We start from the raw sequence: 26,726 nt of genomic DNA, 5'->3' as shown, positions 1-26,726 counted from the left end.
GGCGAATTTTCCGTCATCATACTCATGCTGAGGGCAGTGAAATCACGCTGTCCTTTTTATTTCTAGCCGCAGACGCTAAACTGGCACCTTTGTTTTTCAAGCGAGATCTTCATGGCGTATCTGTGCCCCCTTTGCCAGCAACCTCTGTTGCAACAGCAGCAAATATTGAAATGTGAAAATAATCATCAATTTGATATAGCCAAAGAGGGCTACGTCAATTTGATGCCTGCACATCATAAACGCTCAAAAGATCCGGGTGATAATAAAGAGATGATGCAAGCTCGTCGCCGTTTTCTTGAAGGTGGACATTACGATCTGATGCGTCAGACGGTCGCTCAGTTGTGCAGTAAGTATCTGCAAGATTCTTCTTATCAGTTTTTAGACATCGGCTGCGGCGAAGGTTACTACACCCAATTTGTCGCTCAAACGCTTGCACAACACTCGACACAATCGGTCACCTATGGGTTAGATATCTCTAAAATCGCCGTACGTTATGCAGCAAAGCGCTACCCTATAGTCAACTTTGTCGTTGCCTCCAGCCACCGCTTGCCCTTTGACGATGCTTCCCTAGCCGGTATATTACGAATTTATGCTCCCTGTAAAGCGCAAGAGCTTTACCGCTGTATTCAAAACCAAGGAGTGGTGATTACCGTTACACCCGCGGCAAGGCACCTCTATCAGTTAAAAGAAGGGATCTATCCTAATGTTCAACTGCATGATGAAACCGCAGAAGAGATAGCTGGGTTTACATTAGTAGAGCAACAAAAACTGCACTACACCATGGCATTAAGCGGTAACGATGCTTTTGATTTATTACAGATGACGCCGTTTGCATGGCGGGCCAGTGATGAGCTAAGAGCGCAATTAAAGCAAGCTGAGCAATTTAATTGTGAGGCCGATTTTATGATCAGCGTTTACCGCAAAGTTAGTTGATAATAATTCTCATTATATTGCAAATCCACAGTGTCTCCATTATTATACCAAATTCAAAATGGAGACACTCATGCGCTTAGTTACTTCTCTGGCTCTACTATTACCACTTTTTGGCTGTGCTTCGCACCAGCCGAAGCCCATTGCTCACTTTTATGACTACCAATTATCTACCCCTAGCGGCAAACCATTGAATCTCAATTCGCTGCCGAATGAGATAAAAAATGCCGATATCATTTTAGTCGGTGAGTGGCATACACACCCAGCCATTCATCGCTTCCAAACCGAGCTATTGGCACAACTCAGCCGCGAAAACACCCATGTAGCCTTGTCTATGGAACAATTTTCACGCGATGAACAAGAGATACTGAACCGCTATCTAGCAGGAGAAATCGGCGAACAATACCTTATTTCTCAGACCAGAGCGTGGCCAAACTACCAAAGTGACTACCGCCCACTGGTTGAATTTGCAAAATCACAGCAGTTGAATGTCATTGCCGCTAATGCGCCTAAACCTTTCGTACGTTGTATCGGCAAAGTGGGAATCAAATACCTTGATAAATTAACGCCAGTAGAGCGGGCTCAGGTTGCACACCAAATTGACACCTCAGCCTCTCCCTACAAAGCGAAGTTCATGGAATCAATGCACCACGGTTCAAAAGAGCAAACTGAAAAACAGTACGCAGCTCAGCTCACTTGGGATGAAACGATGGCAGAAAGCATGGTGGATTATTTACAAAACCACCCGACAGCTCAGGTGATGCACATCGCAGGCAAGTTCCACACCGAGCAGGGTTTAGGCACGGCGCATTCTATCCTTCGTCGAAATCCTGATTTAAAGATTGCCATCATCACGCCCGTAGAGGATACCCAGACGTCGTATCCTGATTTCCAACTCACTGTACTGCCAATTCCCACCGCCTATGTTCAAGCAGAGCATCGCATGCAAGCCTATCAACAGATAAAGAATCGCAATACAGATCTCACTTGCGACTAATTAGCGGTGAATAACGGGCCTGCTTATTCTTTTCATATAAAGTAGGCGCGTTTTTTGCTTGTACATACTTCATACAAATTGCGAATTTTTTGCACAAGTTTTTCATAAATCTGTCGATACATTAACTGATGGCATTTATAGGAGAGAAGTATGACACCGGTAGGGACAAGCTCAGCGCAACTGCATTCACTCCAGCAAGTTAAAGCTCAAGCAAATTCTACAGCGGCATCCGCCCCCTCTGCCCCGCTCAAAGTGGAGCAGAATACCGTCACTTTGTCTGATGAAGGCAAAGCCTTGCTCGCAGCGCTGCAACAACTAGACAAAGAGAGTAAGTTAGAAAACAAAGAGAAAACCGTGACAGGCAAAGTGGAGTCATTTGCTCATGGTGCTTTGGGATTAGATCATCCAGATAAAAAACCAGAAGAAGATGATAGCTCCTATTCCGCAGGGAAATATTTTTCCGCCGCAGCAACAGTAGGAGGTTTGTTACTGCTTCTCTAGTCTTTTAGATTTCTATTGGATATTAATTGCGGTTTGGATGGTTGATGATATGGTCCTCCCAGTCGATAACATCAATCTCATAAACGACTTTGTTGCGAACACTTTCTTGCGCGGCGTGCATCGCCTCTTTGGAGCCGGTAATCAAAGGATGCCATTGCGGCAATGTTTTGCCTTCTGACAGTACACGATAGGCGCACGTATCCGGCAACCAATTAAATTCATCAATTTTATCACGCGTCAGTTTTAAGCACTCCTCACCAGAATTGAAGCGGTTTGGATAATCCTTGCATGAGCAGGTATCGCTGTTTAACCAACTGCAAGCGACATTGGTGTAATAGACCTCATCACTATCTTCATCCATTAACTTGTGTAAGCAACACTTACCGCATCCATCACAAAGCGACTCCCACTCCGATTCCGTCATTTGTTCTAATTTCTTATTTTGCCAGAATGGTGTGTTCATGAGTCTCTATCTTACTTAACGAATGGGGTGCGTGTTATACCTCCACACCAACCAAAGTTCAAGGATAAAAACGGCTTGTTAATTTAGAAAGCTATTGCTGTACACTTCGGTCACATCTGCTAGGATCGTCACCCTTTTCTTTTTACTGGTACTCAATTATGGAATGCAGACTTGGTTGTGGTGCGTGTTGTATCGCCCCTAGTATTTCTTCCTCCATCCCGGGTATGGAGCAAGGAAAGCCAGCAGGTGTACGTTGCATTCAACTTAATGACGCTAATTTGTGCAAGTTATTTGGTAAGCCTGAACGTCCAAAAGTATGCCACGAATTTAAGCCTTGCCCGATGGTCTGTGGCAACACGAACCAAGAAGCTTTGAGCAACATTACCGAACTCGAAAAAATCACTTGATGGCACTGCTTTGTTTGCCATTAATTAATGGCGTCACTCAAAATTGCCCCAGCAGCTAGGGCAATGATTCGAAAGGTGCTACAGCTTTTGTCTGCCAAGCAAAGAATGTGATAGCGTCGTGCCATCAACAAGCTCAAGCTCACCGCCAACAGGCACACCATGAGCAATACGGCTCGCAGAGACTTGATGGGCGCGACATAATTCCGCAATGTAGTGCGCGGTCGCTTCCCCTTCAACGGTTGGGTTAGTGGCAAGAATGACTTCGGCAATGCCACCACGTTGCAAACGGTAATCCAGCGTATCTAAACCAATATCACTCGGGCCGATACCATCTAAAGGTGATAAGTGCCCCATCAGAACAAAATAACGTCCAGAATATTGGCCTGTAGCTTCAATTGCCGCAATATCAGCAGGGCTTTCGACTACACAGAGTTGGCCGTTATCCTGCCGCTTAGGGTTGCTACAAATATGACAAGTTTCTTCTTCAGTGAAAGTTCGACATTCACTGCAATGTCCAATTTCTGTCATGGCTTGGCTTAAAGCATCGGCGAGCTGTAAGCCGCCTTTTCTATCGCGCTGTAACAAATGAAAGGCCATACGCTGTGCTGACTTGGGACCCACCCCAGGCAGACAACGTAAGGCCTCCATCAAATGCTCCAGCATATGACTGGTACGCATTAGTAACCTATTTTGTTTGTTAAAAAGGTTGTTTGTTAAAAAGTCGTTCGTTAAAACGGTATCTTCATACCTGGTGGTAATTGCATACCGCCAGTGACAGAAGCCATTTTTTCTTTTTGAGTCTCTTCCACGCGGCGCGCAGCATCATTGAAAGCGGCGGCAATCAGATCTTCTAGCATCTCTTTGTCGTCTTCCATTAAGCTTTCATCAATCTCTACACGGCGTACGCTGTGGCTACCAGTAATGGTCACTTTTACCAGACCAGCACCAGACTCACCAACCACTTCCATATTCGCAATTTCTTCTTGTAGCTTTTGCATGCGCTCTTGCATTTGTTGGGCTTGCTTCATTAGGTTGCCCATACCGCCTTTACCAAACATGTTTATCTCTCTGGTTGAATTGAGTGTTTCACATAAGGTGGGGTCATAACATATAGATTCAACCCCACACTCGCTTAATTGATTAAATCGGCCGCACACTGTCGCGATCAAGTTCCGCATCAAAACGTCGCTTGAAGAACATTACGTGAGGGTCGGCCTCCAAGCTGTTCAATGCTTGCTCTAATTTGAGTTGGTAAAGACGCTCTCTAAGCTCCAATGGAGTCTCACCTTGATCACCAATTGTCACGCTAAGGTGGCACTCTTCAGCTAATGTCTCATTGAGCGCTTCTAACAACTCGCTTTGTGCTTTATCGGTATTAAGATGGGCCTGACTTGGCCGCAGCACTAGCTCAATTGATGAGCCCGATTTGTAGTAGACAGAATTAAGTGCTAATTGTTCCACTAACTTGGCAATATCGAGCTGGTGGATCAGAGCTGCCCACTCATCTTGTTCTATCGATTCTGCAAGTAACTTTTCTGCCATCTCTGGCGTTTTAATATGTTCTAGCGCTTGCTTAATTTGTGTCGGTGTCAGCTCTGTTTTTTGTTGTTCAACCACCACAGGTTGCAGCGTTGGACGCCACTGATAAGGCTCGTTGTCCAAAGTTGGGACAGCCTCAGGAATGGATGTGGACAAAGGCGACACTCGAGCTGATTTTCCATGCGAGGCAACACGCTCAAGCACAGATTCAGATTTAGTCGATGCCGCATTAGGCTTTTTTGTCTCGTTGCTCTTTGTTTCATTCACTCCTTTTGCTGACTGAGCAACCCCTTGGCGCTGTGAACGCAACTGGTGTCGCAGCCCTGCAATCGGTGAGGGGCGTGGAGCTGAAGAAGGTGCCGGTGGTTGAGGAACTGGTGCAGGCTCATACGATTCTGGGGCATATTCCATTGCACTGGACATGTCATCATTCATATCCGCATAGCGGTTATCGTAATCTTGAGCGATGCCATAATCAGGCTGAGTATCCTCATGCCTTTGTGGCTCATTAACCTGACTGTCCGATACAGGAGCCACCGACGTTTGCTTAGGTTCAGTTAGAGGCGTTGCCGCTGATGCGGGTTGTAGTGAAGGAGTGCCGTGGCTTGGCACTGCGACATCTGAACTCACTTCAGTACTGAACGTATTCACCAACGATACAGAAGCAGGACGAAACGCCATCATACGTAGCACAATCATTTCCAGCCCCGTTCGAGCGGTTGGCGAGAGTGCTAAATCTTCACGCCCTTTTAAAGCAATTTGATAATAGAGCTGCACATCTTGTGGGCTCAGTGCTTTGCTAAGCAGTTGCACTTTCTCTGAGTCAGGTTGGGTTTTGTCCAGTGTTGCTGGCAACGCTTGATACATCGCAATACGGTGTAACTGCGCCGCGAGTTGCTGTAGTAATCCATCCCAATCCACACCATTTTGTGCTAAATGTGCAACGCTATCCATCGCCGTTTGAGGCTGTTTACTGCTAATGGCTTGCAGTAAATGGAGTGCTTGATCTGTGTCTAGCGTGCCAAGCATTGGGGCGACTACATCGGCCATCACCTGGTTATTACCTAGTGCTATCGCTTGATCAGTTAAGCTAAGTGCATCACGCATACTACCATCGGCAGCATGAGCGATCATTCTTAATGCTCTCGCTTCACAAGGGATCTGCTCTGCCGCTAAAACATTCTCAAGCTGATCGTGGATATTTTCAACACTGATCGGCTTAAGATGAAACTGTAAGCAGCGCGATAAAATCGTAACCGGCAGCTTTTGCGGATCTGTCGTAGCGAGCAAGAATTTCACATACTCAGGCGGCTCTTCCAACGTTTTAAGCAAAGCGTTAAAACTGTGGCGCGACAGCATGTGTACTTCATCGATTAAGTACACCTTGAAGCGACCGCGAGCAGGCTTGTATTGCACGTTATCAAGTAATTCGCGCGTATCTTCGACTTTGGTTCGTGATGCCGCATCTATTTCTAAAAGATCAACAAAACGGCCTTGGTCAATCTCTCGGCAAGTATCACATTGGCCACAAGGTGTGGCCGTAATACCTGTTTCACAGTTTAACCCCTTGGCAAACAAGCGACCAATCGTCGTCTTGCCGACACCACGTGTACCGCTGAATAAATACGCATGGTGCAATCTATTTTGGGCCAACGCATTTTCTAGTGCAGTTAAGACATGTGCTTGTCCCACCACCTCATTAAATTTTGTTGGTCGCCATTTTCGCGCTAAGGCAAGATAACTCATGAGTACGTCCAGTTGATTAGCTTAGTGACCTTCAAATTCACAAATACTATAAACGTTCAGGCCCAAACCTTGTAAACGTTTGTCTCCGCCAATTTCAGGCAGGTTGATGACAAAAGCCGCGTGCTCAACTTCACCACCAAGCTGGCGGATCAATTTAGTCGTCGCTTCAATCGTACCACCCGTTGCCAGTAGATCATCCACCACCAGCACTTTATCACCTTGTTTGATCGCATCAACGTGAATTTCTAATGTGTCAGTACCGTATTCCAATTCGTAAGATTGGGCTAACGTTTCGCGTGGTAACTTACCCGGCTTACGTACAGGTACAAACCCCAAACCAAGCTCTAAAGCCAATGGCGCACCAAATAGGAAACCACGCGCTTCTGTACCCACAACTTTGGTAAAGCCCATGTCTTTATATTTTTCGACTAATAAAGCAATGGTTGCTTGATAGGCTTTTGCATCCTCTAGCAGGCTAGTTACATCACGAAACAAAATGCCAGGTTTTGGGTAGTTAGGGATGCTTTGAATGCTCGATTTGATCAAAGAGATAGTTTCGGTTGTCATAACTTACATTTACTTAGATTGGCTCTTCATTTCTCACGATACATTTACGTATCAGAATGATAGAGCGTGAGCTCTCAGCAACATAGATAAGCCACAATATCTTAGCCGCTGAAAAAACAAACGCCCATTCGAAGAATGGGCACACTTCCCCATAATGCTAGTGATTTTCTTGTTGGTTAGCAACCTGCTCATGAGTGGGAAGTCGAATAAACCAAGTGATCAGGACCACAAGCATAGTAAACAACATAATTTTGAGCCAAAAGTGCGGGACAACCCAGATGGAAAAAATAAAGCTTAGAATAATCCACAAACATCCCCGTTGTTTCACTTGCCGCGAAACAGCGCCATGTTGCTGCCAATTATCCAGTATTGGGCCTAGCGTCTGATGTTGATGCAACCAAGCATGAAAACGAGGGCTACTTCGTAAGAAGCAAGCGCTAGCAAGGAGTATGAAAGGTGTTGTGGGGAGTAGCGGTAAGAATATGCCTATCACGCCTAACAGAAGGCAGAGCCCACCAGCCACCGTAAGAAGAAAATGACGAATATTGATGGTGAACTCCCAACGTACTATCCAACTCAGAAAGTTGAATAACCATTAAACACACGGATCCAAGTCAGTATTGCTGGCAATGTAGGGATCGAAAGTACGGCAATAAAGCCTAAAAAATAAAAAATGTTGTAAGGTTCTTTAAAATTCTGCTCTTCCATCATAACTTCTCTAGTGTTGGATGACTCCGTTCGTTTTTGGCACCATAATCAAAGTTAATGCAACGTAAACGAATTGGGTAATTGTTGTTCTAGACGCGAACTATACCTCAAACAAATCACCGCAAACACCGACTAAAGATAAGGTTATTAACTGCTACCACCTTGGTAAATATTGAGTTTGAAACTACTCGAACCTAAGCGATTAGTTGATAACTGACAAGTTGAGTTGATCGGTAAATCTTTGGTGATAAAGTTTTTTAAACAGTTCTGCCCAAGGCTAACACCCGCGGCAATATGTTGAGTTAAGTAGCCATTTGACCATTGACTGTCGAGCCCAGCTGGCAGGATAGAGAGTGTACCTTCGCTTAAATCCGCAATACCGAATACCGCGTTGATTGGATTAGCACACTCTGAGCATTCAATACCTTTTTCCAGTATGTCGGCAAGGTCTTTCAGATCGGCACTGAAGCTTTTTAAGTTGCGAAGATAATCGTGAAACAGAGCACGAACGAGCAATGTTGAAGCCACACTATTTTCATAATGGGCATCTGAATCGACTAAGTAAAAGGCAAACTGCCCGTTCATCAACCACGCATAGTCAAATACCAGCGGCATCACATCCGCCGATTGTAAAAGACGGTAACTACACTTCCAACTACCTTGTGAAGTATCCTTTTCTGGTAATAACGCGTGCAGCAAATCTTTCGCGGTACTGGGGTTTTCTCGTAAATACTCCAGATGCCAATGCAACTCTTGTTCTTCTGGAATATCACCACCATCATCGACCCGGAACCATTGCGTCGAAAAATCGCGCTGATCAGATAAACGACTGAACGTATCTTCGAGCGTACTTTCTATTGCACTGCTTAAATACTGGTGGTTACCAATCGGTTTAGGAAGAAAATCCTTAACACCAAATCGCAGCACTTTTGCAACATCAGCCATTTCATCAGTTGCAGAGACCACAATCAGTGGCAGCGAGGGATACTCAAGGCTCACCTCTTCAACAAACTCAATACCGTTCAGTACTGGCATTGCTAAGTCACACACAACAAGGTCAGGCTCCGCATCTTTTAACTTGCGCAACCCCTCTAAGCCATTTTCAGCTTCAAGCACTTTATAGCCTTGAGCCGACAAATAACCACTGGTTATTCGCCTAAAAATTGGGTCATCATCAACGAGCATGATCAGTTTTTGCTCGACGTGCTGATTATCTGAAGGTTTTTTCGCCAAGAACTCACTAGCCTGAATGTGAGATTTATACATAATCCTGCCTCACAATGCTTTTAAAAAGCAGTCATTTTATTGTTATAGGATAAATTGATAGGTTACTTTATAAAGTAGTCGCAAAATAAGATTTATACAAATGTTCCACTTTGTAACTCGGTTGCATACTATATATATGGGCTATGTATGGATTGTACGGAATGTTACTTTCGTCAAACAAGTTGATATGACTCAAGATTTGACAAATGATATACGTATAAATTACTCAAATTCGAAAAATAATGTGTCAGGAACAATGAAATTAGATGACCTAAACCTCTTTCGACTGGTTGTCGAAAATGGAAGCTATACCGCAACTTCTCGTAAAACAATGATCCCCGTTGCGACCATTACCCGACGCATTCAAGCATTGGAAGATTCTCTGAATCTTAGGTTGTTGAATCGCCATGCTCGAAAACTTTCGCTGACTGAAGCGGGTGAACGTTTTTTTCAAGAGTGCTCACCGTTGCTGCATCGCTTAGCTGCAACAGCAGAAGAGCTCACCGATGAATGTCGTGGCGCTTCAGGCAAACTAAGAATATCGTCACCATCTAATGTCACGAAACGCATGATGATGCCTATCTTCAATGCCTTCATGATGCAGTACCCAGATATCAACATAGAATTGACCACCAGCAATCAGGCCGATCAACTCGACCCAACCGAATGGGATGTCATTTTTAGAGTTGGCCCTCAACGAGACTCCAGTTTGATTGCGCGAAAAATTAATGAAGTGAAAGATGTGTTAGTCGCAAGCCCAGGGTATTTAGCGAAACACCCTACACCAACTCATGCCGAAGAGCTCAGTAATCATTCATTATTGAAGGGATATCCTCTAGTAAAATGGCAGTTGACTAACAATAAAGGGGAATGCGTGGTCAATTGTGATACTGGTCGTTTTCAGGCCAACGCTTTAAACGTAGTGCGCAGCGCTTGCTCTGAGGGGCTGGGTATCACCTTAATGCCAGATGTGATGATTAAAGAATTTATCGAAGAAGGCAGCTTAGTCAGAGTACTGGAAGACTGGGTTTCCAACCCTCGTGATATTTATATGCTGTATAACCACAAGGATCATCTACCTGAAAAAGTCAGGCTATTTATTGATTTTGTGATTGCCTATCACATCCACTAGATTTTAGGCCCAGCATTGCTGGGCCATGAGTTATCGCAGCGGCAGATAGTCAATAAACTCGCTATAGAAATTCAATAAATTTACTCAAATCACGTTCAGGCACTTTCATTGGCGTGCACCCTGCAGTTCCTAGGTATAAGAAACCAACGATTTGATCATCGCCCTTAGCACCTAATGCTTGCCGAACGTGAGAGTGGAACATCCAGCTTCCCGAACGCCAGAAACCTTGAAAACCTTGGGCTACTGCAGCCATTTGCATCGCTTGTACTGCGCATCCCGCAGAGAGATGCTGTTCAATCACTGGCACCTTTTCATGCTCCGTAACTTTCGCGATCACTGTGATTACCATGGGTGCTCGAAACGGTGCATTTTTCGCTTTTTCTATCTCCGCATCACTGCCGTTATCCGCTCGCACAGCAGACGCCAAAATGCCCGACAACTTTTGCAAACCCGCTCCCTGAGCAATCACGAAACGCCAAGGGGTTAAACCGCCATGATCGGGCGCTCGCAAGCCTGCTCTAATAATATTTTCCAAGACCAGGCCTTCAGGTGCAGGCGATGTGAGATTGGCGATTGAACGACGGTTAAGCAGCAACTCTAGTGCATCCATTTCGATTCCTTATTGATGATTTTCCATAATCTTATACCAAACTGAGAATAACTCGCATAAAGAGATGACCTCATTGGCTATAAATGAAAAAAAGCGAGGATATTCCCTCGCCTAATTTAAGCAAACATATGAATGAAAACAGCCGAGATGACTACGGATAAAAACGTGCTTCAACCCCAGCTCGAGTCAGTAGCCCATCACAAGGAGCGAATTTATCGCCATACTTCTCAGCATGTTGATTCATCATTTCCACTAATTTCTTGATACCAATTTGGTCTATGTAACGGAATGGGCCGCCCAAAAACGGCGGGAAACCGATACCGAAAATCGCACCAATATCGCCATCTCGCGCACAACGAATTACGCCCTCATCCAAACAACGTACGGCTTCATTCAGCATAAGTAGCACGCAACGCAGCGCGATTTCCTTATCACTCTGCTTGGCATCTGGCGTTATTTTCAGCAATTTATAGATAGATTTGTCGATTTCTTTTTTCTTACCTTTATAGGTATAGAATCCCTTACCACTTTTACGCCCTTTGCGATTGTCATTGAGCAGCAAATCAAATACGTCTGGTCCTTGAAAACGTGGGCCGAGTTCTTGCACTAGAATTGGCATGATTTTCGAGCCAACATCAATGCCCACTTCGTCCAATAACGTGATAGGGCCGACTGGAAAACCGAAATCGAGCAAAGCCGTATCTATCTTTTCAATCGACTCACCCGCCATCAGGATCTGCGCCGCTTCATTCATGTAAGGTGCAAGGATACGGTTAACATAAAAACCAGCGCAATCTTTGACCACAATCGGCGTTTTGCCCTGTTTTTTCGCCAAGGCCACCACTGTGGCTATCGTCTCTTGCGATGTGGTTTGATGAGGGATCACTTCCACCAGAGGCATTTTTTCAACAGGACTGAAATAGTGCAATCCAATCACATTCTCTGGACGCGCCGCCTTCGCTGCAATTTTCTGGATTGGAAGCGAGGAAGTATTCGTCGCAAAAATGGTGCTGGTTTTGGCATTCGCTTCAACATCAGCCACCATTTGCTGCTTAAGCGTGAGATCTTCAAATACCGCTTCAATGACAACGTCGATATGCTGATAACTGGTAAAATCAATCCCGCCAGACAATTGCGCCATTTTTGTCTGCATCTGCGCTTTGGATAAAATGCGACGCTTGCGCTGTTTATCGAATAATTTGTAGTTGTAATTGAGCGCGTTTAATACTCCATCATTCGAAACATCTTTGATTCGTACGGGAACCTTGGCTTTTGCAACGCTAACATGGCTGATCCCTGCCCCCATTAAACCACCGCCCAATACGCCGATACGTTTCACGGTTTGAGGTTTTGCGTCGCTGCCCGTCTCTTTTTTCATTTCGGTGGTGGCAAAGAAAATCGAGCGCAGTGCTTTGGATTCCGAGCTCATCACCAAATCACCAAATCGCTTCGCTTCAAGCTCTAACCCGGCTTTCAAACCACGATCTAAACCGTGACGGATCACCTCTAAAATCGCGTCTGCGGCTGGGTAATTACCTCGTGTTTTTTGCTTAGTCTTTTTAGCGGCCTGATCAAAAATTAATTTGCGACCAAGCTGCGTATGAGAAATTAATTTCTCTTTGGCCGACGTATTGGCCTGATGACGTTTTTTCCCAGAATTATCGAGCACATACTTCTTGGCCACATCCAGCAAGATAGTCTCTGCTACGCAAGCATCAATAACACCCAGCTGTTTTGCTTTTTTTGCGCGCAGCTGTTTACCCGTCAAAATCAAATCAAGAGAAGGTAACAAACCAATCAAACGCGGCAACCGCTGCGTTCCACCGGAGCCTGGCAGCAAGCCTAATTGCACTTCGGGCAAACCCAAACGCGTGATATCAGCGTCGCTGCACACCCGGTAGTGACAAGCCAGCGCCAGCTCTAAACCACCACCTAAGCATGGGCCATGAATCGCGGCAACCACTGGGAATGGCAAATCCGATAAGGTTTGAAACATCTCCTGACCTTGCTTGGCCAATGCTTGTGCTTCGCTGGCCGATTGGCAAGCGTTCAGCATACGGACATCCGCTCCAGCAATGAAATTATCTGGCTTAAGCGAGTGAATCACCATCCCCTTTAGGCTGGTTTTTTGAGCCTCCAAGGTCGCAAAAACCTCTTGCATCTCTTGGGCAAACGCCGCTTGTAGCGTATTCATTTTTTCGCCGGGAACATCAATCGCCAGCCACGCAATATTTTGTTCATCAATCGTTAAATGAAAAGCTTTCTCTGTGCTCATTATTCAACCTCCAAAATCATTGCCGCGCCCAAACCACCCGCTGCACAAGCGGTATTCAGCCCTAAACCACCACCACGTCGTTTTAGTTCACGCAGTGTTTGTGTGATCATGCGCGCACCCGTCGCCGCAAAGGGGTGACCATACGCAATAGAACCACCTAGCACATTAAATTTATCCATATCAATTTCGCCAATCGCTTTTGCTCGACCAAGATGTTCCTGTGCAAACTTATCACTGGCGAACATTTTCATATTAGAGAGGGTTTGCGCGGCAAACGCTTCATGCATGTCAATCAATGTGAGATCGGAAAGCTCAATACCTGCACGTTGTAAGGCTAACGGTGTCGCATAAGACGGCCCCATTAACATATCGTGTTCAACACCAATCGCTGAAAAAGCGTAAGAACGGATATAACCCATAATCTCCAAACCAAGCTCTTTAGCACGGCCTTCGCGCATTAAAAGAATAGCGGCTGCTCCATCGGTGAGTGGTGTGCTGTTGGCGGCCGTCACGCTACCATATTGCCTATCAAACGCTGGACGTAACTTGGCATAACCTTCCAGAGTCGAGTCATGACGAATATTGTTATCTTCAGCGATCCACTTTTTATAAGGCTCTGGGAATGCCGTCATGACTTCGCCTTGGATTTTGCCCTCTTTCCAAGCTTGTGAAGCTAAAGAGTGAGAACGATGTGCCAAAGCATCTTGATCCAGTCGGCTTATGTGATGAGATTTTGCCATCTGCTCAGCCGTTTGCCCCATCGAAAGGCCCGTTGAATATTCAGCGACCGCGGGGGGGACTGGCATTAAATCTTTAAAAGATAATGATTTTAAGATGCTGAGTTTCTGAGCAACGGTTTTGGTTTTACTTAAAGCGAGTAAGCTAGCGGCTAATTTTTTAGACACTCCAATCGGCAAAACGGAAGACGAATCGGCACCACCAGCCATACCAATATCAATCGTGCCAGCCATTATGCTTTCAGCCACATTCACCGCCGCCTGAAAACTGGTAGCGCACGCTCGTGTGACGCTGTAGGCATCGGTATGGATGCTCATTCCTGTCCCTAAAACGATCTCACGCGCGATGTTTGGTGCCTCAGGCATTTGCACGACTTGTCCAAAGACGAGTTGTTCGATCAATTTAGGATCGAGTTCCGTTCGCGCAAGCAGTTCACTCACCACCATCTTGCCTAAATCGACTGCAGGAACTTGACTAAATTCGGTACTTTGACGCGCAAAAGGGGTACGCAACCCCGCGACGATAGCCACACGCTCACCAGAGCGCGTTTTGACTTCCTGTTTGCCCATTGTTTCTCCTTAGAATAGAGGTCTGACCTGGCACATTGTAACGAGGTTGTTAAAACAATCAAACAAGTGTTTAAATAAACGTGATATTCGCATCGAATCGAAGAAAGTAATGTAGGGAAAGGAGATGGATAATCACTTAATCTTTAAATGAATAATGGAGTTATACCCAAACAACTTGGAGTTGCAGGTAGGCGGCAAGTGAGTGAGTCCCCATGAGCATAGGCAAACTATGTGATTGGGGTGAACGAACGTAGCCAACACCGCTGCGGCTTCAAGTAGGAAGGGTATATAAGCAAAAAAAAACCACACAATAATGTGTGGTCGGAATATATAAAGCAATTAACTTACGCCAATTGAAATAATCAGTTTCCTGATTAGGAGAAAGTAAAGTCAGCCTTCAAAAGGAAGTGTCATCTTGCTCAACATGTTAGTCGCAATGACTAACGAGATGACAAGGTGTACTATAGCCACTTCGTGCTATGAGATTTTGAAGTAGATCAATTTTATATTGATTTATTCCATACTATGAAATTAAAAAGCCGTCGACGCTTGAATTGATGTTACCGAACAACTTGAACGGATCGAAAGCGAACGAATACGCGAAGCGTTCATCGCAAGACGACCATAAAATGGCCTAAACAAAGAAGAAATCACAGAGCAAACGGAGACTCATGTGTCGATAATAACCATGTTTGGAAAGAAAAAGTCCAGCAGCCCGGTCAATAGTAATATTGACAGACAGAGAAAATATGAAACGCTTGTGCGTGCTTATCACCGAGATCTTTTTCGTTATGCCTATTGGCTATGTAAAGATAAAAGCATTGCTGAAGATTTAGTCCAAGAAACCTGCTTGAGGGCTTGGAAATCTCTCGATAGTTTGCTCGACGAGAAAGCGGCCAAATCGTGGCTTATAACTATTCTTCGTCGCGAGAACGCGCGCCGCTTTGAGCGCAAGCAGTTTGAGTTGGTCGATATTGATGACTACAGCGGTGACGTAAAAGTCAACGATGATCCTCATCATCAACAAGAGTGGTTGCAGGCACAGATAATGAAGCTAGATATTGAATACCGCGAACCTCTTTTCCTACAAGTCATTGGTGGTTTTAGTGGTGATGAAATTGGCGAGATCCTCGAACTCAATAAGAACACGGTCATGACTCGTCTGTTTCGAGCTCGTAATCAATTAAAAGAACAATTGGATTCATCAGAAGCGTATAAGGGGCAGCAAAATGGATGAATTAGAATTTCGCCGCCGAGTTATGTCCGATCCAAAACAGCATGACCAAGAGATTATCCAAGCGGCATCCACTAGTGATACAAATCGTCAGTTCCTAGAGGACATATTGAGCTTAGATGCAACGATTGCTACTGCAATGAATGTAGACGTGCCTGACGATCTCGCAGACCGTATTCTATTTAGTCAAACCACAATGGCAAGCAATGTCATCCACCCTACTTTTGCCAAGCAAGCGATGACATTGGCTGCATCGATTGCTTTTGTGTTTGGTTTATTGGTTGGCCAAATCAATTGGCGAAATGTGCTCATTCCACCGGCACAGGCAAGCCTAATGGACACCGCCATCAAACACGTCATTGATGAAGAAGGCTTTGTCAACCAACTGGATGAACAAGTGAATTCAACGCAGATCAACGCCAAAATGCTGCCATTCGCTTATCAGTTAAGCAGTAACTTCCCTTACCACGTTTATTACCTAAACCACTGTGGTTTTGGCAAGGCAAACGCTCTGCACATGGTTTTTCAAGGTGAAAGCGGGAAAGTGACGCTCTTTTTCACAGGCATTGCCAGTGAACAAGCCGTGAACTTTAATGAGCAAGGCATGGCAGGAATCATCGAACCCGTCGGTGATGCTAGCCTGATCCTTGTCGGTGAAAATGGCGAAGATGTCACGAACATCGCTAAAAAACTAATGCCTATGCTAAAACCTTCCCATTAAAACCATTCCTGGCCTGTATATAATGCAGGCCAGGTTCCCTAGACAAAAGTAGAGCTTAAACTCTATAAATAAGCATTTTCCGCCTTTTTCCTGCCAAATAGACATCATTTCTGCAATTTTATCATTCAATTAGACAATGGTCGGATTTCTATCTTCTATAATTGCCTCTAGTATCAGCCACCAATTGAGCATTTGCTCAAAAACAACGTCCATTAGAGGCGATGAAATCAAAAAGGAAAAGCACCATGAACAAGACGCGTCTGTTTAAAAAATCGTTACTTGCCGTAACGGTAGCTCTCGCTTCACAACAAGCACTGGCAGCGGGCTTTCAGCTCAATGCACAATCTGCGACTGGCCTAGGTCGTGCATTTGCTGGTGATGCTGTTATTGCCGATAACGCATCGGTGATGGCTCGTAACCCTGCCGCAATGGCGTTGTTTGATGAAACCTCACTCTCTTTGGGCTTTGAATCCATCACAACGATGATTGATGTAAAAAACACTCAATATACAGGCGTTTTCAAAAACGCTATCGATATCGAAGACACTGATGACGTTGGCGGAACATCCATTGCACCAAACATCCATCTAGTTGTTCCTGTGGACGATAAATTTGCTTGGGGTGTAAACGCTTATACTAACTTTGGTACCAAAACAGAATTTTCTGATAACTACCCTGCGGCAGAGTATGGAGGCTTAACCGATGTTAAAAGTTTTAATTTCGGTTTGGCTGGTTCATACCGTATAAACTCATCATGGAGTATAGGGGCCGGGTTAGATTTAATTTATGGTCAAGGCACCATGAAGCGTACAACAGGCGAGGGATTTCCTGCCAATACAATGATAATTGGAAGTAAGGTTATTCCAGCTAAGGGAACCTCATTAATAAATGTCGACAAAGCTGATGGCTGGGCGGTCGGATTTAATTTGGGTACGGTGTATGAATTAGATGAAAATAATCGATTTGGCTTCGGATACCACTACAGTCCTGAATTCACAGCTAAGGACGATTATGGACAAGAAATTACCCTACCATTGCCTGATATTGCTGAATTCTCTGGTTTTCATAAAATCAAAGAGACACAGTTTGCAGTGCATTATAGTGTCCAATGGATTGGTTGGAGTTCATTCGACAAAATTGATTTTAGAAATTTAGATTCTTCTCGTTCAACAGTAGGTGCTCTAACTAATGGTAGCTATGATAAAGAGTATAAGTGGCAAGATGGTTGGCACTATGCGATAGGTGGAACTTACTACCTAAACAGCGATTGGACTTTACGTGCTGGTTATATGTATGACACCAGCGCACAAGATTCTTTAACTTCAGTCTCAGTGCCAGACTCAGATCGCCAATGGCTCTCTGCTGGTTTTACTTACGAAGTTGATGAGCGATCTAATGTAGACTTTGGTTTCACTTACCTACTTGGTAAGGATGTACAAGTGACTGAGAATTCGGCTGGTACTGTTTTGACGGCAACGACTCACGCAGATGCAATCCTAGTCGGCTTACAATATAGCCGCAGCTTCTAAGCGCAACGTTTATTAGCATAGCGTCAATAAAGGGCTGGTTTTCCAGCCCTTTTTAATGCTTGTAATATCATCTCCTCGCCTAATTCAGCTAACAACTGTACCTTTTGGGTCTTAAACCACACTACAAGTGTTCGCCAAAAATCAGAAACACTTTCATAACAAGCAGAGCATTCCGCTTATAATTAAACCTTTAATAGATTTTAATTTCAAAAACAACAAATTCACTGCTTTATATTTTTAAAGCATTAGCTCTAACCTTAAAATCCCCACACCGAATTCAAATATTTCAGCGAACATTATAATGAAATCAAATAAAACTCTTCTTTCACTTGCAGTAGCATGTGGACTATTCAGCGTATCAAACGCATCTCAAGCCGCCGGTTTCCAATTGGCAGAATACTCTGCAACAGGCCTTGGGCGTGCTTACGCCGGTGAAGCGGCTATGGCTGATAACGCCAGTGCACAATGGCGTAACCCTGCCATGCTGACTTATTTGAAAGGTACGCAAATTTCTGTTGGTGCAATTTACGTTAACCCGAATGTTGATGTGAATGGCACAGTAAGCCACTCATTACTTGGCACAACGCAAGCAAGCGCAAAAGACTTCGCTCATGATGCGGTTATTCCTAATTTTTACTTATCTCATCAGTTGAATGAACAACTAGTGCTGGGCTTTGCGCTAGGAACAAACTATGGGATGGAAACCGAACTGGGTAATGATTTTGCCGCCTCACACTTTGGCAATCAAGCAAGCGTTATTACTAAAGAAGCGAATCTCAACGTCGCTTATCAAGTAACCACTGAATTTAGTATTGGTGGTGGCGTACGCTATGTGATGGGAGAAGGCCATTTTGGTGCAACAGCACCCTCAAATAATGTAGTAGGAATGCATCCTACTACAGGTGCACCAATCTCCGTAGCTAAGGGAACGACACTAAAATATATGGAAGGTGATGACACATCTTGGGGATGGCAAGTCGGTACAGCTTGGCAGATCAATGAAACAAACCGTATTGGCGCAAGCTATAAATCCGAAGTGATGATGGATTTTGATGGGCACGCTAAAGGCATTACTTACGGTGCTTACAAACCTGGGATGATGTCTGTTGCCTTGCCCGCCACAGCAGAGCTTGCTAGTTACCATCAATTAAATGAGAAACTGGCACTGCATGCCAGCGTGAACTGGACAGATTGGAGCTCATTCAAGGAACTGACTGCCGTATTCCCAGAGAAATCAGATCTGATCAAATCAGAAAACTGGGAAGATAACTACCGCTTTGCCTTAGGTGCGACTTACCAATACGACGCTAAAATCGCTCTGCGTACAGGTATTGCGTATGACACATCAGCAGTGGACGATAAAAACCGCACAGCAACAATCCCAGAGACTGACCGAACTTGGCTTAGTATCGGTGCAAGTTACGTTGCCACACCACAGCTAACACTGGACGCTGGCTTTACCTATATTTTTGCAAAAGATGCCACGATCAACGAACCAAGAGATGCCTCTGATGCCACTTCAGCACAAATTGGTGGTGCATTTAATGGTGAAGTAACGGGCAATGTTTGGCTTATCGGCGCACAAGCCAATTATCGTTTCTAAACTCATTAGAGATACTCCCAGAGGCCAGAGCACTGCTCTGGCTTTTTTATTCCTTGTAATTTCGATGGTTTTTGCTGCCGAGTAGTTGAGCTATGATAGCGGCAACGCTATTAATGAACAGGATTGAGCATGTCGACTGAAGAAATTAAAAATGAACGCCATAAAGCGAGACAACAGAAAGTAAAAGAGCAAGTCGATGCACGAATTGCTGCGGCCCAGCAAGAGAAAGGGTTGTTATTGATCATTACCGGAAATGGCAAAGGGAAATCTACCTCAGGTTTTGGCACCATTGCGCGCGCTGTTGGCCACGGTTTGAAATGTTCGGTAGCTCAGTTCATTAAAGGAACCTGGGAAAATGGTGAACGTAATCTGCTTGAAAAACTGGGCGTCGAATTTCAAGTCATGGCTACGGGCTTTACTTGGGAAACACAAAACAAAGAAGCCGATACCGCAGCGGCGCAAGGGGTTTGGCAAGAATGCAAACGCATGCTTAAAGATGAGTCGATTGATGTGGTGTTGTTTGATGAGCTGACCTACATGGTGAGCTATGGCTATATCGAATTAGACGAAGTGATTGAAGCCTTAACAACACGGCCAACAATGCAGTCGGTGGTGATCACGGGCCGAGGAGCACACCGCAGCTTGATTGAAATCGCCGATACGGTGTCGGAAGTCAAAAATGTGAAACACGCCTTTGAGTCGGGCATCAAAGCACGAAAAGGCATCGACTGGTGATAAAAAAGCCTCCTCTAAATTGAGGAGGCTTGATCAATCATAATGAAATCAACCCTGTAAATTACTTAAAAAGACTTTTTAATAAACCATCAACCGCTTTCTTGGTTTTCTCGTCTTTTATCTCAACGCCGAGCTTTTCCAAGCCACGGTCAATCTCTTTTTCCGCTTTTTGTCTTAACACATCATCAAAAACCAATTTGAATTTAGGATCGCTCCATTGCCCTGAGATGTTGATAGGAATCGTGACGTCTCGCAGCTCATCGATATCTTTGCCACCTTGCCCCTCTAGCGTTCCCACCACAGAAGTGCTCACCAAGAAATCAACCGTTTGTTGCAGATAATTCGCTTTACCCTCACCACGAATACGCAACAGTGGTGATTGCATGGCGAGGTTATTGGTGGTGACTTCCCCTTTGTTCAATTTCAGCGTAGCGGTCATGGCGCTAAAATCGGTTTTCTTAACTGGGTCGTCATCCACTTTCTTACCTTTAATTTTGGCGTAATTGCTACGGATAAGGTGAGCAACGTTAATACCATTGACTGCACCATCGGCAAAGTTGATGTTCACGGTTCCGACAAGGTTTTGTTGAATGCCCGTTGGCGTCAAACTGCGGCCCTTTACATCCACATCAATGTTACCCGTACCTTGTAACATCTCATTATTGAGTACATCTTTTAATAGCGGCAGCACCTGCACTCCCTTAACGCTCTTTTTAGCGCTATAAGTAGCAGGTACTTTGGTTGCATCCAGTTGAGCGGTCGCCTGAATCGTACCTTGGTAAAGGTTGGCACTGAATGAGGTTAAATTCACAATTCCACGATCGACGCTAAAATTGGTTTGCACATTCTGTAATCGAGCATTATTAGCTTTGAACTTGTCTATGGTGACCTTGCCTTGCACATCCAACGTTTTTAATGCACTGAGATCCGGTTCCACTTCAGCGCTCACCGTAGCAGGCGCTGCTGACGTTGAACCTGACGATGCCTTACTTTCACTCACGGCACTGCTTGCCGTTGCTGGATTCGCAAGCCCTAAAAATTCATCCAAATCGATATTTGGGCTATGCATATTGAAGCGGATTTTAGGGATCTCAGCCAACGTCACTTTGACATCACCATCAAATTCTAATGCATTTGCGGTTAATTTACTGAGTAGGACATCCAGTTGGTTTTTAGAGAGATCAAAACGAATGTTCGAAGTTAAACCGATCTGCATGGGGCTTTGTGGCAAACTGGTTCCTTCTAGATTAGTATCCAGCACCAACGTATCAATCTTCACCAAGCTCATGGCTTTATCGAGAGTCAGTTGCGCACTCCCCTTCGCATCAAGTTTTAAATCCGCTACCTTTCCTTTCACGCTGAATGACAGCGCATTCTTCTTATCAAACTCGAACGTGGCTAATTCAATCTTCGCAGAATCAATCTGGTTTGATGGATCACTAAAGCTCGCATCAAGCACAACGTTCTTCAGCGCATAATCCTTGAAACCAGCGGCTAATTTGAATTCAGCTCGCCCTTCTGCGGCAAAGTTTTGTTGGTTATTTTTACCTTTGGCGGCAAAAGTTGCTGACGTCCATTTGTCCACCGCAAACTCTGAAAGATTGACCGCCACGTCATACAGCTTGGTATGTGTACCGGCTTTGCGGTCTTGTATTTCCAGTAATGCGTTTTCGACGCTAACGCCCGCTAAGTTAATCGTCCACTCTTGAACAGGGTTGCTCGCATTGACGCTGCTTGTCTCTTCTTGTGCTGGTTTTGTTTCGTTTACGGCGGAAGAGGCGGCTGGTTGAGGCGCGGCTTGAGTTAAGCTATCTAAGTTTGAACGGCCATCTTTAAGGGTTTCAAGATGGAACTCAGCACCATTTAGGCGGATGTTGCCAATTTCCAGTTGCTTATCCAGCAATGGCATCACCGAAATTTCAATACCAACTTGATCGACTTTAAACAGGTTTGGAGCGCTGAAACCTTGTGGATTTCTGAGTTCAGTTTTGCCCAGCTCAAAGCCAAGCGAAGGGAAGAAACTCCAACTGATATCTCCTTCAATGACTAAGTCCAATCCCGTTTTCTGTTTGGCTTGTTCTACAATCAAGGGCTTAAATTGGTTAGGATTGACCAACAGGACAAGTGCGAGCGCGGCAGCGATTAACGCACCGATAATAATGGCAATGAAAAGAAACAGTTTTTTCATCAGCTTTTTCCTTGCTTAATTAGAAAAAGAAAGTGGCACCTAAAGTGCCACTTGTCTGCTTAAAAATAAAGACCACAAAAGTTAAGATTTCAACAATTTCGCGATGTGGGCTTTTAATACATCAATGGCGATACGGTTTTTACCGCCACGAGGAACGATAATGTCCGCGTACTGTTTTGACGGTTCGATAAACTGCATAAACATAGGGCGAACCGTTTTTTGGTATTGCTTCAATACCGAATCCATGGTGCGGCCGCGCTCTTCTACATCACGCTTCACTCGGCGTAATAAACAGATATCCAGCGGAGTGTCCATAAATACGGTCGCATGCATTAAGTCACGTAAACGTGGGTCTGTCAGCAGTAAAATACCTTCTAAAATAATCACTTTCTTGGGTGTTAATAGCGTTGTATTCGCGGTGCGAGTATGCTCAGTGTAGCTGTACTCTGGCACTTCAACCGCTTCGCCACGGGTTAATTGTTCTAAATGTTGGCAAAGTAGATCATGGTCAAGTGCATTCGGGTGGTCGTAGTTTGTCTTAACGCGCTCTTCCATACTGAGATGGCTTTGGTCGTTGTAATAGCAATCTTCCGTAATCACACCAATTTGGTGGTCGCCTACTTTGGCACGAAGTTCGTTATAAATCGTGCTCGCAATCAGGCTTTTTCCAGAAGCTGAAGCGCCAGCAATACCTACGATGACGCATTGATTATTCTCAGACATTATTTTTGCACCCGGTGATGGTTTGGTGATGAAAATAGATAAACTGCCCGATTATAGGGACTTCAACCACCTGATACCAGTCTCGATTTAGACTTTGGAAGAGGTTTGAATAACAAACTACCAAGCAAACGTTTTCGTCGTGTTTCAGAAGAGATCACCACAGTGCTACTTTCACAACACTGTGAATCAACGCTAGTCTACTAATGTAAAACTGATTGCATCTGGCTTAGGCTTTCCTTGCCAATATAGGCTTGAACAGACTCGTTCCGCCAGTTGAAGATAACGCTGTGTATGCTCACTTTCTGGTTGAGCAACCACGGTAGGACGACCTTGGTCGATGTCTTCACGCAGGGCAATGTGCAGAGGAATTTGTGCAAGCAGCGCCAACCCATATTCACTGGCCAGTTTCTGCGCGCCACCGACACCAAAGATATGCTCTTTCTCTCCACAATGACTGCAGATGTGATAGCTCATATTTTCAATAAGCCCGATAACCGGAACGTCGACTTTTTCGAACATGGCCGCCCCTTTGCGCGCATCCGCTAGTGCCAGATCTTGCGGAGTGGTGACGATCACCGCGCCTGTTACCGGAATTTGTTGTGACAAGGTGAGTTGAATATCACCTGTCCCCGGTGGCATGTCGATGACCAGATAATCCACATCTGGCCACTCGGTTTCATTGAGCAGTTGCGCCAGTGCTTTCGATGCCATCGGCCCGCGCCAAATCGCCGCTTCAGATTTATCAACCAAATAGCCAATCGAATGGCTGAAAATACCAAATGCCTCAACGGGCTGCATCCACTTATTATCACGCACATCTGGCTTTGCTTCTTGCTTGCCAAGCATCATCGGCACTGAAGGGCCATAAATATCCGCATCCAACAAGCCAACTTTCGCCCCAGATTGAGCAATGGCTAGAGCAAGATTGACGGCGGTGGTTGATTTGCCGACGCCCCCTTTGGCTGAAGTCACCGCAATAATATTTTTAACACCATTAACACTATGAGCGACCGTCGTCGCTAGCGCTTTCGGCGCAATGATTATCTCAACACTGAATGGAGCAAGCGCATCGGTTTGCTGCTTGGAGATGACCCATTCGGAAAGCTCATTCAGCAGATTTTTAGCGGCAAATGGAATATGAACCGTCAAACGTCCCGCTGTTGTAACCGAAACCCAATGAGGTTGGTTTGCCCACCCCGCAATAAGATGAGGGTGTTCAAATTGGTTTAACCAATCGCAAAAATCTTGTTTAGATGTGAACGGCTGCATAGCTTCTCCTTTTTGCTCATGCTATCACTCTCTATTGTCAGACTGAACCCCAAAAAAGTTGCGGGATTCCTTAGGCTCACGCCTTGGAGTCGCTCGCTGCATAAGGTAGTATTGGTCTCTATTTTTCATACCTATCAAAAAAGCGAATATTAAGTATGGCGACTGACCCAAGAAACGTTTCTTCAAGGAAACTGCTGGTAACTTGTGCCCTTCCGTACGCTAACGGTTCGATCCACCTTGGTCATATGCTTGAGCATATCCAAGCTGACATTTGGGTTCGTTACCAACGCCTACGCGGCAACACTGTAAACTTCATCTGTGCAGACGATGCTCACGGCACGCCAATTATGCTTAAAGCACAACAGATGGGTATTACACCTGAAGAGATGATCGCCGCAGTAAGTGAAGAGCACCAAAAAGATTTTGCAGGTTTTGATATCAGCTTTGACAATTATCACAGCACTCACAGCGAAGAGAACCGCGAACTGGCTTCTCACATTTATCTTGAGCTGAAAAAAAATGGCTTCATTTCAAGCCGCACCATTTCTCAGCTGTTTGACCCAGAAAAAGAGATGTTCTTGCCTGATCGCTTCGTGAAAGGCACTTGCCCAAAATGTAAGTCAGAAGATCAATACGGTGATAACTGCGATGCGTGTGGCGAAACGTATAGCCCAACAGAGCTTATCAACCCGAAATCGGCCGTTTCTGGCGCGACACCAGTAATGAAGGATTCCGAGCATTTCTTCTTTGACCTTCCTCAATTTGAAAGCATGCTCAAAGAGTGGACTCGCTCTGGCTCGCTACAAACAGAAACCGCCAATAAAATGCAAGAGTGGTTCGAAGGCGGCCTGCAACAGTGGGATATTTCACGTGATGCGCCATACTTTGGCTTTGAAATCCCCGGCGAAAAGAACAAATTCTTCTACGTGTGGTTAGACGCGCCTATCGGCTACATGGGTTCATTTAAAAACCTATGTAACAAACGCGATGACTTAGACTTTGACGAATACTGGAATAAAGACAGTAAAACCGAACTGTACCATTTCATCGGTAAAGATATTGTTTACTTCCACAGCCTATTCTGGCCAGCGATGCTTGATGGCAGTGGTTTCCGTAAGCCTAATAACGTCTTCGTGCACGGTTATGTCACAGTCAATGGCGCGAAGATGTCGAAGTCTAAAGGAACGTTTGTCAAAGCAAGCACTTACTTAAACCACCTAGACCCAGAATGCTTACGCTACTACTACGCCGCAAAACTCAATAGCCGCATCGACGATCTTGATTTGAACCTTGAGGATTTCACCCAACGAGTGAACGCCGATGTGGTCAATAAAATCGTCAACCTTGCATCGCGTAATGCAGGCTTCATCACCAAACGTTTTGAAAATCAGTTGTCTGCAACCTTTGCCGAACCAGAGCTGTACGCAGAATTTGCCGCAGCAGCGGATCGCATTGCTGATCTTTACGAAAGTCGTGAATTTAACCGTGCCATTCGTGAAATCACCGCATTGGCGGACAAAGCGAACCAATACGTGGATGAAAAAGCGCCTTGGGTTGTGGCTAAACAAGAAGGTCAAGAGCAAGAGCTACAAGACATTTGCTCAGTGGGTATCAACCTATTCCGCGTGTTAATGACTTACTTAAAACCTGTAATGCCAGCACTAGCGGCGCGCACCGAAGCATTCTTAAACCAAGAACTCACTTGGGAAGGCGTACAAACACCATTAACAAGCCATACGCTCACGCCATTCAAAGCGCTGTTTAATCGCATTGATCCGAAACACGTTGAAGCGATGATTGAAGCGTCTAAAGAAGAAGCGGCAGTAGAAAAAGCTGCGATTGAGAGCGCGCAACCAACCACAGTTGAAACTGAGCTAAGTAAAGACCCTATTGCAGCTGAAATTGAATTTGATGATTTTGCTAAAGTGGACTTACGCGTCGCTAAGATCATCGCTTGCGAAGCTGTGCCAAAAGCAGATAAATTGCTTAAATTCCAATTAGATATTGGTGGCGAAACTCGCCAAGTGTTTTCAGGTATTAAAGCCGCTTATTCACCCGAAGAGTTAGTAGGCAAGTACACCGTCATGGTAGCGAACCTCAAACCGCGTAAAATGAAGTTTGGTATGTCAGAAGGCATGATCTTAGCCGCAGGCCCGGGTGGCAGCGAGCTATGGATTCTTGAGCCACATGAAGGTGCTCAAGCTGGCATGCGCATCCTGTAATACATCAATCTTCACGATAGCATCCCCAACACGCTCTGTGTTGGGGATTTTTTA

At 45.0% G+C, this 26,726-nt stretch carries 24 protein-coding genes; 11 read left to right on the top strand and 13 right to left on the bottom strand.

The genetic code is table 11. The annotated features are described in order from the left end of the window. Positions 1-111 precede the first annotated feature (111 nt). The 3 genes from rlmA (at position 112) to NB504_RS05965 (ending at position 2,428) form a co-directional block, all read left to right on the top strand. A complete protein-coding gene (gene rlmA / locus NB504_RS05975) occupies positions 112-933 on the top strand; it encodes a 23S rRNA (guanine(745)-N(1))-methyltransferase (RefSeq protein WP_170888645.1) in 822 nt (273 codons plus the stop codon). A gap of 58 nt (positions 934-991) precedes the next feature. Continuing rightward, positions 992-1,927 carry a ChaN family lipoprotein gene (locus NB504_RS05970; RefSeq protein WP_170888644.1) on the top strand — a complete coding sequence of 312 codons (936 nt, stop codon included), beginning with the start codon at positions 992-994 and terminating at the stop codon, positions 1,925-1,927. Between the two features lie 150 nt (positions 1,928-2,077). Next, a complete protein-coding gene (locus NB504_RS05965) occupies positions 2,078-2,428 on the top strand; it encodes a hypothetical protein (protein ID WP_013857233.1) in 351 nt (116 codons plus the stop codon). 22 nt (positions 2,429-2,450) lie between these two features. On the opposite strand, the gene NB504_RS05960 is transcribed toward NB504_RS05965, so the two are convergent. After that, entirely contained in the window at positions 2,451-2,891 is a 441-nt protein-coding gene (locus tag NB504_RS05960; protein ID WP_017047805.1) for a YcgN family cysteine cluster protein, read from the bottom strand. Between the two features lie 158 nt (positions 2,892-3,049). Between NB504_RS05960 and NB504_RS05955 the strand changes: the two genes are divergently transcribed. Then, positions 3,050-3,298, top strand: a complete 249-nt coding sequence (locus NB504_RS05955; protein WP_013857235.1) for a YkgJ family cysteine cluster protein — start codon at positions 3,050-3,052, stop codon at positions 3,296-3,298. 78 nt (positions 3,299-3,376) lie between these two features. Here NB504_RS05955 and recR read toward each other — a convergent pair whose 3' ends face one another. The 6 genes from recR to NB504_RS05925 form a co-directional block, all read right to left on the bottom strand. Continuing rightward, complete coding sequence (recR, locus tag NB504_RS05950) at positions 3,377-3,976, bottom strand: recombination mediator RecR (RefSeq protein ID WP_013857236.1); 600 nt, start codon at positions 3,974-3,976, stop codon at positions 3,377-3,379. A gap of 50 nt (positions 3,977-4,026) precedes the next feature. Further along, positions 4,027-4,356, bottom strand: a complete 330-nt coding sequence (locus NB504_RS05945) for a YbaB/EbfC family nucleoid-associated protein (protein WP_258428479.1) — start codon at positions 4,354-4,356, stop codon at positions 4,027-4,029. An 82-nt stretch (positions 4,357-4,438) separates the two neighbouring features. After that, complete coding sequence (dnaX, locus tag NB504_RS05940; RefSeq protein WP_258428478.1) at positions 4,439-6,583, bottom strand: DNA polymerase III subunit gamma/tau; 2,145 nt, start codon at positions 6,581-6,583, stop codon at positions 4,439-4,441. A 21-nt stretch (positions 6,584-6,604) separates the two neighbouring features. Further along, on the bottom strand, positions 6,605-7,150 hold the full coding sequence (gene apt, locus NB504_RS05935; RefSeq protein WP_013857239.1) for an adenine phosphoribosyltransferase: 546 nt from the start codon (positions 7,148-7,150) through the stop codon (positions 6,605-6,607). Between the two features lie 157 nt (positions 7,151-7,307). Beyond that, a complete protein-coding gene (locus tag NB504_RS05930; protein WP_017044101.1) occupies positions 7,308-7,673 on the bottom strand; it encodes a YbaN family protein in 366 nt (121 codons plus the stop codon). A gap of 332 nt (positions 7,674-8,005) precedes the next feature. Next, positions 8,006-9,124, bottom strand: coding sequence for a response regulator (locus NB504_RS05925; protein WP_017044561.1), 1,119 nt, complete (start codon positions 9,122-9,124; stop codon positions 8,006-8,008). Between the two features lie 256 nt (positions 9,125-9,380). Here NB504_RS05925 and NB504_RS05920 point away from each other — a divergent pair, with 256 nt between their 5' ends. Next, positions 9,381-10,256 carry a LysR family transcriptional regulator gene (locus NB504_RS05920; protein WP_258428477.1) on the top strand — a complete coding sequence of 292 codons (876 nt, stop codon included), beginning with the start codon at positions 9,381-9,383 and terminating at the stop codon, positions 10,254-10,256. A 61-nt stretch (positions 10,257-10,317) separates the two neighbouring features. Here the strand turns inward: NB504_RS05920 and NB504_RS05915 are convergent, their stop codons facing one another. The 3 genes from NB504_RS05915 to fadI all read right to left on the bottom strand — a co-directional run bounded on the left by NB504_RS05915 (position 10,318) and on the right by fadI (position 14,448). After that, entirely contained in the window at positions 10,318-10,866 is a 549-nt protein-coding gene (locus NB504_RS05915; RefSeq protein ID WP_088721091.1) for an NAD(P)H nitroreductase, read from the bottom strand. Between the two features lie 151 nt (positions 10,867-11,017). Further along, the gene (fadJ, locus tag NB504_RS05910; RefSeq protein WP_258428476.1) at positions 11,018-13,141 is read right to left on the bottom strand and encodes a fatty acid oxidation complex subunit alpha FadJ; all 2,124 of its coding nucleotides are present in this window, start codon (positions 13,139-13,141) and stop codon (positions 11,018-11,020) included. Further along, positions 13,141-14,448, bottom strand: coding sequence for an acetyl-CoA C-acyltransferase FadI (gene fadI / locus NB504_RS05905; RefSeq protein WP_017044558.1), 1,308 nt, complete (start codon positions 14,446-14,448; stop codon positions 13,141-13,143). The genes fadJ and fadI overlap by 1 nt, the downstream gene beginning before the upstream one ends. 688 nt (positions 14,449-15,136) lie before the next feature. Between fadI and NB504_RS05900 the strand changes: the two genes are divergently transcribed. The 5 genes from NB504_RS05900 (at position 15,137) to cobO (ending at position 20,270) form a co-directional block, all read left to right on the top strand. Further along, entirely contained in the window at positions 15,137-15,685 is a 549-nt protein-coding gene (locus NB504_RS05900; RefSeq protein ID WP_088717986.1) for a sigma-70 family RNA polymerase sigma factor, read from the top strand. Next, positions 15,678-16,403 (top strand): DUF3379 domain-containing protein, encoded by a 726-nt coding sequence (locus NB504_RS05895; protein WP_258428475.1) that lies wholly within the window; start codon positions 15,678-15,680, stop codon positions 16,401-16,403. The genes NB504_RS05900 and NB504_RS05895 overlap by 8 nt, the downstream gene beginning before the upstream one ends. 245 nt (positions 16,404-16,648) lie before the next feature. Next, positions 16,649-17,932: an outer membrane protein transport protein gene (locus NB504_RS05890; protein WP_026027727.1), complete on the top strand. Its 1,284-nt coding sequence runs from the start codon at positions 16,649-16,651 to the stop codon at positions 17,930-17,932. A gap of 301 nt (positions 17,933-18,233) precedes the next feature. Then, positions 18,234-19,535 carry an outer membrane protein transport protein gene (locus NB504_RS05885; protein WP_258428474.1) on the top strand — a complete coding sequence of 434 codons (1,302 nt, stop codon included), beginning with the start codon at positions 18,234-18,236 and terminating at the stop codon, positions 19,533-19,535. Positions 19,536-19,664: 129 nt separating this feature from the next. Next, the gene (gene cobO / locus NB504_RS05880) at positions 19,665-20,270 is read left to right on the top strand and encodes a cob(I)yrinic acid a,c-diamide adenosyltransferase (RefSeq protein WP_026028813.1); all 606 of its coding nucleotides are present in this window, start codon (positions 19,665-19,667) and stop codon (positions 20,268-20,270) included. Positions 20,271-20,331: 61 nt separating this feature from the next. Here the strand turns inward: cobO and NB504_RS05875 are convergent, their stop codons facing one another. From NB504_RS05875 to apbC, 3 genes are all read right to left on the bottom strand, one after another. Further along, positions 20,332-22,458 carry an AsmA family protein gene (locus NB504_RS05875; protein ID WP_258428473.1) on the bottom strand — a complete coding sequence of 709 codons (2,127 nt, stop codon included), beginning with the start codon at positions 22,456-22,458 and terminating at the stop codon, positions 20,332-20,334. A gap of 81 nt (positions 22,459-22,539) precedes the next feature. Next, a complete protein-coding gene (udk, locus tag NB504_RS05870) occupies positions 22,540-23,181 on the bottom strand; it encodes a uridine kinase (protein ID WP_010320672.1) in 642 nt (213 codons plus the stop codon). Positions 23,182-23,373: 192 nt separating this feature from the next. Then, complete coding sequence (apbC, locus tag NB504_RS05865; RefSeq protein ID WP_094164191.1) at positions 23,374-24,450, bottom strand: iron-sulfur cluster carrier protein ApbC; 1,077 nt, start codon at positions 24,448-24,450, stop codon at positions 23,374-23,376. 155 nt (positions 24,451-24,605) lie between these two features. Here apbC and metG point away from each other — a divergent pair, with 155 nt between their 5' ends. After that, positions 24,606-26,672 (top strand): methionine--tRNA ligase, encoded by a 2,067-nt coding sequence (metG, locus tag NB504_RS05860; protein ID WP_258428472.1) that lies wholly within the window; start codon positions 24,606-24,608, stop codon positions 26,670-26,672. Positions 26,673-26,726: the final 54 nt, after the last annotated feature.

This window comes from Vibrio sp. RM-69-4 (genome assembly GCF_024743775.1).
In the GTDB taxonomy this organism is placed as follows: Bacteria; Pseudomonadota; Gammaproteobacteria; order Enterobacterales; family Vibrionaceae; genus Vibrio; species Vibrio anguillarum.
This window is presented reverse-complemented; position numbering and strand designations above follow the sequence as displayed.

Excerpts from the sequence above, each read along its gene's own strand:
- rlmA (WP_170888645.1), top strand. The coding sequence starts at position 112 with ATGGCGTATCTGTGCCCCCTTTGCCAGCAACCTCTGTTGCAACAGCAG.
- NB504_RS05970 (WP_170888644.1), top strand. The coding sequence starts at position 992 with ATGGAGACACTCATGCGCTTAGTTACTTCTCTGGCTCTACTATTACCA.
- NB504_RS05965 (WP_013857233.1), top strand. The coding sequence starts at position 2,078 with ATGACACCGGTAGGGACAAGCTCAGCGCAACTGCATTCACTCCAGCAA.
- NB504_RS05960 (WP_017047805.1), bottom strand. The coding sequence starts at position 2,891 with ATGAACACACCATTCTGGCAAAATAAGAAATTAGAACAAATGACGGAA.
- NB504_RS05955 (WP_013857235.1), top strand. The coding sequence starts at position 3,050 with ATGGAATGCAGACTTGGTTGTGGTGCGTGTTGTATCGCCCCTAGTATT.
- recR (WP_013857236.1), bottom strand. The coding sequence starts at position 3,976 with ATGCGTACCAGTCATATGCTGGAGCATTTGATGGAGGCCTTACGTTGT.
- NB504_RS05945 (WP_258428479.1), bottom strand. The coding sequence starts at position 4,356 with ATGTTTGGTAAAGGCGGTATGGGCAACCTAATGAAGCAAGCCCAACAA.
- dnaX (WP_258428478.1), bottom strand. The coding sequence starts at position 6,583 with ATGAGTTATCTTGCCTTAGCGCGAAAATGGCGACCAACAAAATTTAAT.
- apt (WP_013857239.1), bottom strand. The coding sequence starts at position 7,150 with ATGACAACCGAAACTATCTCTTTGATCAAATCGAGCATTCAAAGCATC.
- NB504_RS05925 (WP_017044561.1), bottom strand. The coding sequence starts at position 9,124 with ATGTATAAATCTCACATTCAGGCTAGTGAGTTCTTGGCGAAAAAACCT.
- NB504_RS05920 (WP_258428477.1), top strand. The coding sequence starts at position 9,381 with ATGAAATTAGATGACCTAAACCTCTTTCGACTGGTTGTCGAAAATGGA.
- NB504_RS05915 (WP_088721091.1), bottom strand. The coding sequence starts at position 10,866 with ATGGATGCACTAGAGTTGCTGCTTAACCGTCGTTCAATCGCCAATCTC.
- fadJ (WP_258428476.1), bottom strand. The coding sequence starts at position 13,141 with ATGAGCACAGAGAAAGCTTTTCATTTAACGATTGATGAACAAAATATT.
- fadI (WP_017044558.1), bottom strand. The coding sequence starts at position 14,448 with ATGGGCAAACAGGAAGTCAAAACGCGCTCTGGTGAGCGTGTGGCTATC.
- NB504_RS05900 (WP_088717986.1), top strand. The coding sequence starts at position 15,137 with ATGTTTGGAAAGAAAAAGTCCAGCAGCCCGGTCAATAGTAATATTGAC.
- NB504_RS05895 (WP_258428475.1), top strand. The coding sequence starts at position 15,678 with ATGGATGAATTAGAATTTCGCCGCCGAGTTATGTCCGATCCAAAACAG.
- NB504_RS05890 (WP_026027727.1), top strand. The coding sequence starts at position 16,649 with ATGAACAAGACGCGTCTGTTTAAAAAATCGTTACTTGCCGTAACGGTA.
- NB504_RS05885 (WP_258428474.1), top strand. The coding sequence starts at position 18,234 with ATGAAATCAAATAAAACTCTTCTTTCACTTGCAGTAGCATGTGGACTA.
- cobO (WP_026028813.1), top strand. The coding sequence starts at position 19,665 with ATGTCGACTGAAGAAATTAAAAATGAACGCCATAAAGCGAGACAACAG.
- NB504_RS05875 (WP_258428473.1), bottom strand. The coding sequence starts at position 22,458 with ATGAAAAAACTGTTTCTTTTCATTGCCATTATTATCGGTGCGTTAATC.
- udk (WP_010320672.1), bottom strand. The coding sequence starts at position 23,181 with ATGTCTGAGAATAATCAATGCGTCATCGTAGGTATTGCTGGCGCTTCA.
- apbC (WP_094164191.1), bottom strand. The coding sequence starts at position 24,450 with ATGCAGCCGTTCACATCTAAACAAGATTTTTGCGATTGGTTAAACCAA.
- metG (WP_258428472.1), top strand. The coding sequence starts at position 24,606 with ATGGCGACTGACCCAAGAAACGTTTCTTCAAGGAAACTGCTGGTAACT.